This is a genomic window from Streptomyces spiramenti (genome assembly GCF_012034385.1).
GTDB classification, from domain to species: Bacteria; Actinomycetota; Actinomycetes; order Streptomycetales; family Streptomycetaceae; genus Streptomyces; species Streptomyces spiramenti.
On sequence record NZ_JAAVJB010000083.1, the window covers coordinates 1 to 12098 of the forward strand.

General features: G+C 75.5%; 10 protein-coding genes and 1 pseudogene. 5 read left to right on the forward strand and 6 right to left on the reverse strand.

Annotated elements, in window-relative coordinates; translation table 11 throughout:
- Together HCJ92_RS12140 and HCJ92_RS12145 are read left to right on the forward strand one after the other, a co-directional pair.
- Positions 1-444: pseudogene (locus tag HCJ92_RS12140) on the forward strand (hypothetical protein); the annotation flags it as partial.
- A 117-nt stretch (positions 445-561) separates the two neighbouring features.
- Positions 562-1206 carry an HAD family hydrolase gene (locus tag HCJ92_RS12145; protein WP_167933539.1) on the forward strand — a complete coding sequence of 215 codons (645 nt, stop codon included), beginning with the start codon at positions 562-564 and terminating at the stop codon, positions 1204-1206.
- A 132-nt stretch (positions 1207-1338) separates the two neighbouring features.
- Here the strand turns inward: HCJ92_RS12145 and HCJ92_RS12150 are convergent, their stop codons facing one another.
- Positions 1339-1590, reverse strand: a complete 252-nt coding sequence (locus HCJ92_RS12150) for a hypothetical protein (protein ID WP_167933540.1) — start codon at positions 1588-1590, stop codon at positions 1339-1341.
- Positions 1591-1933: 343 nt separating this feature from the next.
- Here HCJ92_RS12150 and HCJ92_RS25370 point away from each other — a divergent pair, with 343 nt between their 5' ends.
- On the forward strand, positions 1934-2323 hold the full coding sequence (locus HCJ92_RS25370) for a cold-shock protein (protein WP_167933541.1): 390 nt from the start codon (positions 1934-1936) through the stop codon (positions 2321-2323).
- 163 nt (positions 2324-2486) lie between these two features.
- On the opposite strand, the gene HCJ92_RS12160 is transcribed toward HCJ92_RS25370, so the two are convergent.
- From HCJ92_RS12160 to HCJ92_RS12175, 4 genes are all read right to left on the reverse strand, one after another.
- On the reverse strand, positions 2487-3383 hold the full coding sequence (locus HCJ92_RS12160) for a 1,4-dihydroxy-6-naphtoate synthase (protein WP_167933542.1): 897 nt from the start codon (positions 3381-3383) through the stop codon (positions 2487-2489).
- Entirely contained in the window at positions 3380-4156 is a 777-nt protein-coding gene (locus HCJ92_RS12165) for a futalosine hydrolase (RefSeq protein WP_167933556.1), read from the reverse strand. Before HCJ92_RS12165 ends, HCJ92_RS12160 begins: the two co-directional genes overlap by 4 nt.
- A 116-nt stretch (positions 4157-4272) precedes the next feature.
- Positions 4273-4878: a hypothetical protein gene (locus tag HCJ92_RS12170; protein ID WP_167933543.1), complete on the reverse strand. Its 606-nt coding sequence runs from the start codon at positions 4876-4878 to the stop codon at positions 4273-4275.
- Between the two features lie 26 nt (positions 4879-4904).
- Positions 4905-6302 carry an MFS transporter gene (locus tag HCJ92_RS12175; RefSeq protein ID WP_338054140.1) on the reverse strand — a complete coding sequence of 466 codons (1398 nt, stop codon included), beginning with the start codon at positions 6300-6302 and terminating at the stop codon, positions 4905-4907.
- 397 nt (positions 6303-6699) lie between these two features.
- Between HCJ92_RS12175 and HCJ92_RS12180 the strand changes: the two genes are divergently transcribed.
- Positions 6700-7566, forward strand: coding sequence for a DUF3027 domain-containing protein (locus HCJ92_RS12180; RefSeq protein WP_167933544.1), 867 nt, complete (start codon positions 6700-6702; stop codon positions 7564-7566).
- 51 nt (positions 7567-7617) lie between these two features.
- Here the strand turns inward: HCJ92_RS12180 and HCJ92_RS12185 are convergent, their stop codons facing one another.
- Complete coding sequence (locus tag HCJ92_RS12185; protein ID WP_167933545.1) at positions 7618-8337, reverse strand: TSUP family transporter; 720 nt, start codon at positions 8335-8337, stop codon at positions 7618-7620.
- 366 nt (positions 8338-8703) lie between these two features.
- Here HCJ92_RS12185 and HCJ92_RS12190 point away from each other — a divergent pair, with 366 nt between their 5' ends.
- Positions 8704-11919, forward strand: a complete 3216-nt coding sequence (locus tag HCJ92_RS12190) for a sacsin N-terminal ATP-binding-like domain-containing protein (RefSeq protein WP_338054141.1) — start codon at positions 8704-8706, stop codon at positions 11917-11919.
- Positions 11920-12098: the final 179 nt, after the last annotated feature.

The window sequence follows — 12098 nt, forward strand, 5'->3', positions numbered from 1 at the left end:
GGTGGCGGCCCCGCCCCGGCCACCGCCACCGGTGAACCCGGCCCCAAGGGCGCCCGCGGCCTGCGCGGGGCCTTCCGCGGCCGAGCAGCCGGCAAGCACGCCGGCGGCCCCGTCGAACTGTTCGGTGCACTGCTGCTGGTCGGCGGCGCCGTCATGGCCGAACTGCTGCCGATGCTCGGCGGCTGGCTGCTCGCCTGGTGGGCGCCGCGCCTGAGCCGTCCGGTGGCCAAGTTCGCGGTCTTCGGCATGCCGGCGCTGGTCGTCGGCGGCTGGTTCACCTGGCTGTTCGGCCGGGTGAACGAGTACTGGGGCGAACCGCTGGAGGGCGAGGTCCTCCGCACCGCCCTTTCCGACCACTGGCCCGCGCTGCTGCGCGGGGCCGCCCTGGCCACCGCGGTCTTCCTGCTGTGGCGCTCGCTCCGCCGCCCGCCCGGCAAGGCCTGAGCACACGGCGGGCGCCTGGGCCGGCACGGGCCCCGGCCTGCGGTGTCGTGCCCGGGGCGGTGTTTCTCACACCCCGCGGACGGCACGCCCTGGCGGGGCGTGACCGAGAATGACCGCATGCCCACGACGAACCCCACCCCCGGACCCACCGTCGGCTTCGACCTCGACATGACCCTCGTGGACACCCGGCCCGGTATCCGCAGCACGTACCGCGCGCTCTCCGAGGAGTCCGGCGTATGGGTCGACGCTGACCTGGCCGTCTCCCGCCTGGGGCCGCCGCTGACCTGGGAGCTGAAGAACTGGTTCCCCGAGGACCGGGTGCCCTGGGCCGTGGACCGCTACCGGGCGCTGTACCCGGATCACGCCATCACCACCTCGCCGCTGCTGCCCGGCGCGGTCGAGGCGCTGGACGCGGTGCGCCGCGCCGGTGGGCGCAGCATGGTCGTGACGGCCAAGATCGGCGTCAACGCCCGGATGCACCTGGACTTCCTCGGGCTCGCCCCCGACCTGCTCTTCGGCGACCTCTGGGCGGAGGCCAAGGGCGCGGCGCTGCGGGAGCAGGGCGCGTCGGTCTACGTCGGCGACCACGTCGGTGACGTGCGCGGCGCCCACGCCGCCGGCGCACTGGCCGTCTCGGTGGCGACCGGCCCCTGCGATGCCGCCGAGCTACGCGAGGCAGGTGCGGACGTCCTGCTCGACCACGGGCTCAAGGACTTCCCCGGCTGGCTGGACGAGCACCTCGCCACGGCCGCGGGCCGCTGAGACGCGGGCACACGGCGAGGACCGACGACGACCCCGGGGAACGGCAGCGTCCCCGGGGTCACGCGGCAGCGGCCACCGCCGAGCGACCCCGCCGGGCGGCGGTCAGCCGGGGCGTCGGCCGGGCGGGGACGATCAGCCCGCGGCGGCGGCGCGGTCGCGGCGTCGCTGCGCGGCGATGGACCGCGCCATGCCCGCGCCGGCGACGGCGAAGCCCAGCCCCATCAGCATCGAGACGACGTACGCCGCGACCGGGAAGGGCTCGGACCCGATGAACATCGGGACGAAGGTGATCAGGGTCGCCACGGCGCCCACGGCGAAGATGACGCCGCCGACGCGGACCAGCAGGTCACCCGGGGAATTGACGTGCTCAGGGCTCTCACTCACCCCTCCAGCGTAGAGGGCGGCCCACCGGCCCCGACCCGCAACCCCGCCACTGCCGCCCGCCGACCCGCAACCCCGCCACTGCCGCCCGCCAACCCGCCACTGCCCCCCGCCCCCGTGCCCGTGTCGGCATCCGCCCGGAACGCCCCACCCGGCCGCCGCCGTCGCGCGGGGCCGCGCCGGGTGTGACGTGATCGGCGTCTTCGGTCCGTCTCAGCAGGGGTGGTTGGGGCCGGTGGTGGGTATCCATCCCGCGAGGCTTCGGGGACGACGGCGGGAAGCACGACCGACCTATAGCCTGACCTGCGACGACTGTGGTTCGGCTGACTGAGGAGCGAGGTGTGCTTTGCCTACCGGCAAGGTGAAGTGGTTCAACGGTGACAAGGGCTTCGGCTTCCTCTCCCGCGACGACGGTGGCGATGTGTTCGTGCACTCGTCGGTTCTGCCCGACGGCGTGGAGGTGCTCCGCCCCGGCCAGCGCGTGGAGTTCGGCGTGGTTGCCGGGCAGCGCGGCGACCAGGCGTTGTCGGTGACCGTCCTCGACGCGACGCCCTCCGTCGCTGCCGCGCAGCGGCGCAAGCCGGACGAGCTCGCCTCCATCGTGCAGGACCTCACCACGCTGCTGGAGGGTGTGACCTCCCAGCTGGAGCGCGGCAAGTACCCGGACAAGCGCAGCGGCGCGCAGGTGGCGGGTCTGCTCCGAGCCGTCGCCGACCAGCTCGACGTCAGCCCGTGAGCCCGTGACCCCGTGAGTCGGTGAGCCCGTGGTCGGTGAACCGGCCGCGCCTCACGCGACTCTCGGCGGCACCGACTCTCGGCGGCACCCGGCCCGCCACCGCTCCCCGCGGCGGCGGGCCTTCGGCGTCCCCGCTTCCGCACCCTCCGGGCGCGGAGCGCCGTCAGCCCAGGGTGACCGGGGGGACGAGCCCCTCGGCGGCGGCGCGGTCGAGGAGTTCCCGCACCGCGGCGAACCCCTCCTCGCCGAGATCGGCGGTGAACTCGTTGACGTACAGCGCGATGTGCTGGTCGGCCACGGCCGGTTCCATCTCCTGCGAGTGCGCCAGCACGTACGCCCGTGACGCGTCCGGCTCCTCCCAGGCCCGGCGGACCGAGGCGCGGATGGCCTCGGTCAGCGCCGTGATGCGCTCCTGGCCCAGCGACCGCTTGGCGATGATGGCGCCCAGCGGGATCGGGTGGCCGGTGGTGCCCTCCCAGAACTCGCCGAGGTCGGCGAGGTTGTGCAGGCCGAACCGCTGGTAGGTGAACCGTGCCTCGTGGATGACCAGTCCGGCGTCCACCCGGCCGTCCCGCACCGCGGGCATGATCTCGTGGAACGGCATCACGACGACCTCGCCCACACCGCCGGGGACGTGGGCAGCGGCCCACAGGCGGAACAGCAGGTAGGCGGTGGACCGCTCGCTCGGGACGGCGACGGTCCGCCCGGAGAGCCCGGCCGCCGTCGTCGCCCCCGGGGCGCCACCACCGTCGGCGTCGTCCTCACCGCGGGTCAGGACCAGCGGCCCGCAACCCCGGCCCAGCGCCCCGCCGCACGGCAGCAGCGTGTACTCCTCCAGCACCCACGGCAGCACCGCGTACGACACCTTCAGCACGGAGCCCTCGCCGCGCTCCGCCATTCCGTTGGTGACGTCGATGTCCGCGAAGGTGACCTCCGGCGGCTCGGCGCCGGGCACCAGCCCGTGGGACCAGGCGTGGAAGGTGAAGGTGTCGTTGGGGCAGGGCGAGTACGCCACGTCCAGCGGGGCCGCCGGGGCGGTGGTGGGGACGTCCTCGGTCATGGTGCCTCCTCGGGGGGCGTGGCGTCGGCGGTCCGCGCTCCGGTGACCGGGGGTCCGGTCGCGTCGGTGTCGTGGACGCCCCCGTCCGTCCCGGCGGGGCGTGCGGGGGGCTGTGCGGTCAGTGCGGGGCCCGCGGCGCGGAAGGCGGCCGTCAGGGCGCGCAGCGCGTCGGGGATGCGCCAGGCGGCGCGGTCGCGGGGGCCGACGGCGTTGGAGACGGTGCGTACCTCCAGCACCGGGACGCCGGCGCGGGTCGCCGCCTCGGCGACGCCGAACCCCTCCATCGCCTCGGCGACGGCGCCCGGGTGACGGGCGGTCAGTTCCGCGGCCCGTGCCGCGGTGCCGGTGACGGTGGAGACGGTGAGGATCGGCCCGGTGTGCGCGCCGGTGAGCGCGGCCACCTCACGGACGAGTTCCGGCGGCGGCTCGTGGGAGACGGCGCCGAAGCCGAGCGCGGTCACGTCGGCGAAGCCGTCGGCCGTCACCGCGCCCAGGTCGGCCGCGATCAGCGCGGTGGCGACCGCTGTCGCCCCCACCGGCACGTCCGGGGCGAAGCCGCCGCCGATACCGGCCGAGACGACCAGCCCGTACGGGCGGCCCCGTGCCAGGGCCGCCGTGAGTTCGGCGGCGGTGACCGCGGCTGCGGCGGCGGGGCCGACGCCGGCGGCCACCGCCGTGACGGCGGGCCAGCCGGCGGCCACCGCGTCGCGTTCCGCCTCGACCGCCGTGACCACCAGGACACGGCGGCCGTCGGGGTCGCCGGCACGCGGCAGACCCCGCCCTCCCTGCCGGTCATCGGCAGGGGCGGCGGGGTCGTGGGCGACCGGTGCGGGTCGCCGCGGCGGGGTGGAGTTCGCGTTCACGCGGTACCCGGCGGCGCTGGGCGCCGTCAGTGCTCCTTCTGCTCCAGCTGGAGGTTCCACACGCCCTCGAACTGGCCGAACAGCGCCTCGTCGAACGGGCCGAAGTCACCGGTCTGGGCGGAACCGAACGCGGCCATCAGGGCCTCGGTGTCGTAGTTCTCGGAGACCTGCGCGACGGTGATCTGCACGACGCCGGCGAAGGCTTCCTCGCTCTGGCCCGGCAGCGTCGCGGCGTCGGCCGCGGCGTACAGCTGGTCGGCGGGGAAGCTGCGGTAGGTGGTGTACGAGGGGTCGATGGCGTGCGGGTTGCCGTTGACGAACAGCAGCCAGCCGTTCTCGGCGATCTTCGGGTCCACGCCCACGCGCAGCGTCTCGCCGCCCTCGGTGGAGAAGACCTCGACGTCGGAGGTGTCCTCCAGGCAGCCGCGGGCCTCGTCGACGCCCAGCGCGTCCCCGTGGCCGTAGCAGTCGGGCGCGGTCTCCATGGTGGAGGTGGCGGTGCCGAGCGTGAAGTGGGCGTTCGGGCTCGGCTTGTCGCACGCCGTGAGGGCGGCCAGCCCCAGTGACACGGCGCCGGCGGCGAGAGCGGTGCGGACGGCCCGGCGGCCACGGCTCCTGGAGATCGCAGTCATGCGGGCAGATTACCGGGCGTCGCCCGTCACCGAACGCGCGGGTGCGGCGAGCCGCGCCGTGCGCCCGCCGCCAACCCCCGGAAGGTGACCACCAGACCCACCAGCAGCAGCAGCGCGGCGGTGGCCATCCCGACGGGCCCGTTCAGCGGGAGCGCGATGGCGATGCCGCCGCCGAGCACCCACGCCATCTGCACCATCGTCTCGGACCGGGCGAAGGCGGAGGTGCGGACCACCTCGGGGACGTCGCGCTGGATCAGCGCGTCCAGCGAGAGTTTGCCCATGGCCTGGCACAGCCCGGCCACGGCGCTCACCAGGATGACGGTCACCGTGCCGTAGGCGACGGCCGACGCGGTGGTCGTCGCCACGGCGAGGAACATCATCACCAGCAGGATGAACTCCGGTGCCCGGTCGCGCGCCCAGGCGCCGAGGACGTTGCCCAGCCCGTTGCCCACGCCGGCGGCGACACCGACGAGCCCGAGCGACAGCGCCGCCGAGAGACCCGGCAGCGGCTGCTCGCGCAACAGGAACGCCAGGAAGAACAGCATGAAGCCGGAGAGCACCCGCAGCGCGGAGTTGGCGACCAGCGCCTTGAAGACGGTGGTGCCGGTCGCCCGGATCACCCGGGACCGGCCTCGGCCGTCCTGGTCCCGCCCGGCCGCCCGCGCCTCGGCGAGTTCCTGGAGGTGCAGGGTGCGTTCGCCCTTGGCGAGGTCCACCTTGTGCGGCAGCCGGAACGACATGAAGGCGCCGATGAGGGTGATCACGAACGCGCCGTACAGCGGCGCCTCGGGGCTGATGAGGTTGAGCACCAGACCCAGTGGCGCCGCGGCTCCCGCGGAGATGAGCCCGGTCAGGGTGATGCGCGCGTTGGCCTTCACCAGGGAGATCTGCGTCGGCAGCAGTCGGGGGACGACGGCGGCCCGCACGATGTTGTACGCCTTGGAGGCGATCATCACGCCCAGCGCAGCCGGGTACAGCTCCAGGCCGCCCGCGGCGACGGCGCCGGTCATCAGCAGCGCCAGCACCCCCCGGAAGGCCAGCGCGCCGGACATCGCCGCGCGGCGGCCGTGCGGCAGCCGGTCGAGCAGCGGCCCGATCACCGGCGCGAGCAGGACGAACGGGGCCATGGTGACGGCGAGGTAGAGCGCGACCCGGCCGCGGGCCTCGTCGGTCGGTACCGCGAAGAAGATGGTGGAGGCCAGCGCCATCGTGATGAGCATGTCGCCCATCGAGTGCACCGCGTGCACCTCTATCAGCTTGCCGAGGCCGGACTCGCCGGCTCCCTGCGCGTGCGTGGCCTTCCGGATGCGGCGGCCCACGAGGCGCGGTGGACCGGCGACGGCACGGCCGGTCGCCCGGAGGCCCCGGAGCACCGCTCCGGCCCCGGACCCGGCGCCCCGATCGGACGAGCTGTCAGCGGCCACGCCCGTAAGCGTAGAGCGTGGGGCGAGCCAGTGGTCGCGATGTGTCGAAGGTACGTCCCCCGCGCGCGTCGCGCGGTGGCCGCGACCGCGCGACGGCGGCCGGGGTCGCGGGGCGCGACACGCCCGGGCGCGTCGGAAGGTCCCCGCTCTCACCCCGCCGGGGGCGAGTGGTGCCACGGCGGCTCGCGGGTGCCCGGCGGTGATCGCGGCACCCTTCTTCCGGGGCGGGCGTCGCGGGGATCACACGTGCGGTAGCGTGGACCGACCGGTGCATCGTGCCCACGTGCAGCAGCACGACGTCGCAGCGGCGCGGGTCTCACACCCCGTAGCCGCTCCGTCAGCTCCGCTCGCCGTTGGCGTTCGCACCGCACAACGCGTAGGAAAGAGTCGATATCCAGTGAGTGCTGCTACCCGAAGCCGGACCCCTGACCGGCTCTGTGCGGATGCCGTGCCGCTCGCGCGGGAGGTCGCCGAGGAAGCCGCCTTCCCGTATCCGGTCGGTGAGCATCTCGGCGCCGAGGGTGAGGGCGAGGGTGGGCGCGTCGTCACCCATTACTTCCGTTCCGCCGACCCCGCCTATCGCGGCTGGCGCTGGGGCGTCACCGTGGTCCGGGCCGCCCGCGCCCGCCTGGTGACCGTCGACGAGGTCACGCTGTTCCCCGGTGAGGACGCGCTGCTGGCGCCCGAGTGGCTGCCGTGGAGCGAGCGCCTGCGCCCCGGCGACCTCGGCCCCGGGGACCTGCTCCCCGTGGAGGGGGACGACCCGCGGCTGGAGCCCGGCTTCGCCGCCGTCGACGCGACGGCGGAGACCGCCGAGGCGGAGCCCGAGGGCGAAGCCGTGAGCGTCCCCGCCGACGCGACGCCGGAGGCGACCGCCGTCGCGGCGGCCGAGGCCCGGCGGCCGGACAACCGGCGTGCGGAGACGGCAGCGCTCGCCGACGAGCTGGGCCTGGGGCGCGCGCACGTCCTCTCCCGGCTCGGCCTCGCGGAGGCCGCGGAGCGGTGGGACGAGAACTACGGGTCCGGGACGCCGATGGCGCAGGGCGCGCCCGCGTCCTGTGTCAGCTGCGGCTTCCTGGTGCCGCTGGCGGGTTCGCTCCGTCAGGGGTTCGGCGTCTGCGCCAACGAGTACGCCCCGGCCGACGGCCGGGTCGTCTCCCTCGGCTTCGGCTGCGGTGCGCACTCCGAGGCCGCGACGCTGATGCCGAAGCCGGCGCCCCGGCCCGGACCGGTCATCGACCACGTCGGCGCCGACCCGCTCTGATCGTCCCCGCCCTGATCGTCCCGGCCCGCTGCCGGGTCCACCCGAGCGGCGTCAGACCAGGGCGCGGACGATCAGGACGATGCCGGAGAGCGACACCACGCCCAGCAGAGCGGTGCGGATGCCGCCGCTGCCCCAGCGGCGGCGCACCGGGATCGAGACGAAGTAGCCCGCGAGCACGAACGGGATCAGCGCGGCGCCGGCGAGGAGCTGCTCACCGGTGAGCTGGCCGCCCACCTGGAGTGTTGCCAGCGAGATGACGGCGCCGAAGAAGAAGTAGCCGCCGAGGGTCGCGCGGACCGTCGGGCCGGGGGAGTGCTGGTAGAGGAGGGCCATCGGCGGGCCGCCGATGGAGGTGGCCGTCCCGGTGACTCCGGAGATCAGCCCGGCCGTCATCAGCGACAGCGGCGTGACGCGGACCGTCACCGCGGACACGGTCGCCGCCACCGCGAGCAGCACCATGATGCCCACCACCAGCCCCAGCAGCCGCGGTTCGAGCACGGCCACCAGCCACACGCCGAGGATCGACCCGGGGATGCGTGGCGGCAGGCCCCAGGCGAGGCCGCGCCAGTCGACGTGCCTGCCCTCCGCCCACAGGGTCATCACCGGCGTCACGAGAGTCGCGACGAGCATCGAGCCGGGCATCAGGGACGGGTCGGCGATCGCCACCACCGGTGCTGCCAGCAGACCGAGGCCGAGGCCCACGGTGCCCTGCACGAGGGCTCCTGCGAAGACTGCGGTACCGGCGATGAGCAGGAAGATTATGTCGGGCACGGGCCTTGACGCTAGCAGCCGCCCGCGCCGCCCCCCGACCGGACGGCTTGCGCCCACCCCCGTCACACCCGCCCCCGCGGCCCCTGCTCCCACCGTCCCGGAGCGGTGGCGGTCGCCCGCCGGGTGGCGGGTGTGCCGTCCACCTCAGAGCGTGCTTGAGACCCCACGCCGGACCCGCGACGCCGGCTACGGCCAGCTGCTGCGTTGTCAGGAACACCCGAAGACAACCCGGCATGAGGGCGCCCCTCCGCCGTGCGGCTGCCCGCATCTGGCGCCGCGAGCTCAGCCGACGTGGGGTCTCACACACGCTCTCACCGACGCCGGTGGCGGGAACGCCGGGGGCGGGCGGCGAGTACTGTCACCGACGTGACTGCCGATCTGAGCGATGAGAGCACCACCGCCGAGGACCCCTTCGGCACCGCCGCCCTGCGTGGCGCCGTCCTGGACGCCTGGGCGGCCTCACCCGCGCGATTCCGCGAGGACGCCAACGCCGAGGAGGAACTGGCGCGTGGCGGCTACCGGGACCGCATCGTCGTGGAGCTGGCGCAGAACGCGGCCGACGCCGCCGTCCGCGCCGGTGTACCCGGTCGGCTCCGGCTGGAGCTGGCCGACGGAGTGCTCTCCGCGGCCAACACCGGTGAGCCGCTGACCGCAGCCGGGGCGGGGTCGCTGTCGTCGCTGCGCGCCTCCGCGAAGCGGGACGCGCCCAGCGTCGGCCGGTTCGGCGTCGGCTTCGCCGCGACCCTCACCGTCACCGACACCCCCGCCGTCCACAGCCGGACCGGCGGCGTCCGCTGGTCGCTCACCGAGGCGCTGGCGCTGACGGCTGCGGCTGCCGAGCGCGGCCCGGGGCTGGCGGCCGAACTGGAGCGGCGCGGTGACGGGCGTCACGCCGTCCCCCTGCTGCGGCTGCCGCTGCCCGCGAGCCGGTTCACCGTTCCCGACGGGTTCGACACCGTGGTGGCGCTGCCGCTGCGGGACACCGCCGCTGCGGACCTGGCGGCGCGACTCCTCGCCGAGGTCGGCGACCCGCTGCTGCTGGCGCTGCCCGCGCTGGCGGAGATCACCGTGATCACCCCGGACGGCACCCGGACGCTGACCCGGTCCGACTCCCCGCCGACCGCCGAGGCTCCCGTGGCAGCCGTCGCGGAGCCCGTGCGCACCGAGGACCCGACGGACGCCGATGGCGCCGACCTCGCCGAGGTGGTGATCACCGAGGGGGAGCGGACCACCCGCTGGCGCACCGCCACGGCCCGCGGGCGTGCCGACGCGGCCCTCCTCACCGACCGGCCGCTGGAGGAGCGGGAACGCCCGCTGTGGACGGTGACCTGGGCCGTCCCGGTCGCGCCGGACGGCGCCCCGGCCCGCCCCACCGCGGAGCCGGTCGTCCACGCCCCCACCCCCACCGGGGAACCGCTCTCGCTGCCCGCGCTGCTGATCGCGTCCTTCCCACTGGACTCCACCCGCCGCCAGGTCGCCCCCGGGCCGCTGACGGAGTTCCTGCTCGACCGCGCCGCCGACGGCTACACCCGGCTGCTGGCGACCTGGCGTCCGGTCGGCCCCGGCACGCTGGAGCTGGTCCCCGGTCCGCTGGGCTCCGGCGTGCTGGACTCCGGCCTGCGCGAGCGGCTCGCCGCCCGCCTCCCCGAGGTCGCCTTCCTGCCGCCCGCCGCGCCCCTCACGGAGCGGCCCACGGGAGACCAGGACGGGACCGCCGCCGACGGCCGCCGCGAGGCGCTGCGCGCCACCGAGGCCGAACTCGTCGAGGACGCCGGTGCCGCCACCGTCGCGGTGCTGGCCCAGCTCTTCCCCCACCTGCTGCCCGCCGGCCTGGAACGGCACCCGGCCCCCCGGCTGCTGGGCGTGGCGCGGGTGTCGCTGGGCGAGGCCGTGGACCGCGTCGCCGGTGCCGACCGCCCGCCGTCCTGGTGGCGGGAGCTGTACGACTCGCTGGCCGGGGTGGACCCGGACCGGCTGACCGGGCTGCCCGTTCCGCTGGCGGACGGTCGGACGGTGGTCGGCCCCCGGCAGGTGCTGCTGCCGCTGCCGGGCGGCGACCCCGCCGGCCCGGCGCGGCTCGGTCTGCGGGTCGCCCATCCCGACGCGGTGCATCCCCTGCTGGAGAAGCTCGGCGCCGCCCCCGCCACCGGACGCGCCGTGCTGGAGACGCCGCAGGTGCGGGCGCTGGTGACCGCCGCGCACGACGGGGAGCTGTGGGACGAGGACGCCCCGGACGCGGCCGAGCTCGCCGAGATCGTGCTCGGCTTGGTGGCCGACGCCGAGCTTGCCCCCGGCGACCTGCCGTGGCTCGCCGCCCTCCCGCTGCCCGACGAGGACGGCGAAATGACCCCCGCCTACGAACTGGTGCTGCCCGGCAGCCCTTTCCAGCAGGTCATTCGTGAGGGTGAACTCGCAGCCTGTGAGCAGGCGTTCGCGGACCGCTGGGGCGAGGGGCCGCTGACCGCCGTCGGCGTGCAGGCCGGCTTCCCGCTGGTGCGGGCCGCCGATGTCGTGCTCGACCCCGACGAGTTGGTGCCGGGTGACTCCGAGGTCCCCGAGCCGGACGACGTCGGGCTGCTGGATGCCGTCGAGGTGTGGTGCGAGGACCTGCTGGACGCACTGCCCGAGTCGGACCTCCCGCCGGTGGCGGGAGAACTGCTGGCCGTCCGGGACCTGGAACTCGTCGACGACGACCAGTGGCCCCGCGTGCTGGCGATGCTCTCCGCACCGCCGCTGCGCGACGCGCTGGTGCGTCCGCTGCGGGTCCGGATGCCCGACGGAACGGTGGCCACCGCCCGCCCGTACACCGCCTGGTGGCTGCGGGGCGCTCCGGTGCTGGGCGGGCGTCGTCCCGCCGGACTGCGTGCCGCGGGCGGCGACCCGCTGCTCGCGGGGCTGTACGAGCCGGCAGACACCGCCGACGCCGACCCCGAGGTGCTGCGCGCACTGGGCGTGCGGACCAGCGCCGACGCACTGCTGGCCGAGCCGGGCGGCGCGGCGGAGCTGCTCTCTCGCCTCGCCGACGCCGAACTCCCGGTCGTGGCCGACCAGCTCCACGGCCTGTACACGCTGCTCGCCGCGTTCGACCCGGAGGAGGTCACCCTCCCCGACGAGGTGCGGGCCGTCGCCGCCGACGGCCGGATCGTGGTGGTGCCGGCCGGGGACGCCGCCGTGGCGGACGCCCCCGACCTGCTGGCCTCCGCCGGTGACCGGCCGCTGCTGCCGGTCGATCCCCGGCACGCCGCCGAACTGGCCGCGGTGCTGGACGTGCCGCTGCTGTCGTCGCTGCTGCCCGCCCCGGTCAGCGGCCCCGGCACGGAGCACCCGGTGCCGGACGCCGCCCGGGAACTGCTGGGGGAGGACGCTCCGGCGACCTACCGGGAGCACGAGGAACTCCTCGTGGAAGGCGTCGCGGTGGACTGGCGGCACCTCGACGGCACGGTCCACGCCGCGACGGTGGAGGGGCTGGCAGCCGGACTCGCCTGGGCGGCCGGGCAGTGGCCGCGCCGCTTCGAGCTGGCCGCGCTGCTGGAGGACCCGGACCGCACCACGGAACTGGCCACCGCCCGCTGGTTCGACTGACGCGGACCGCGCGCGGGGCGACCGCTTCGGCGTTCGCCCCGCGCGCGGTAAGGCCCCCTGCGGTCACCGGTGAGGAACCCGAAGAAGCCCTGGTGCTGGAAGATCGGCCACGCTTCGGTGGTGGTCCGCACGACCATGGCGGCCAGGATGATGAAGACGCTGGTACCGGTGATGGTGAC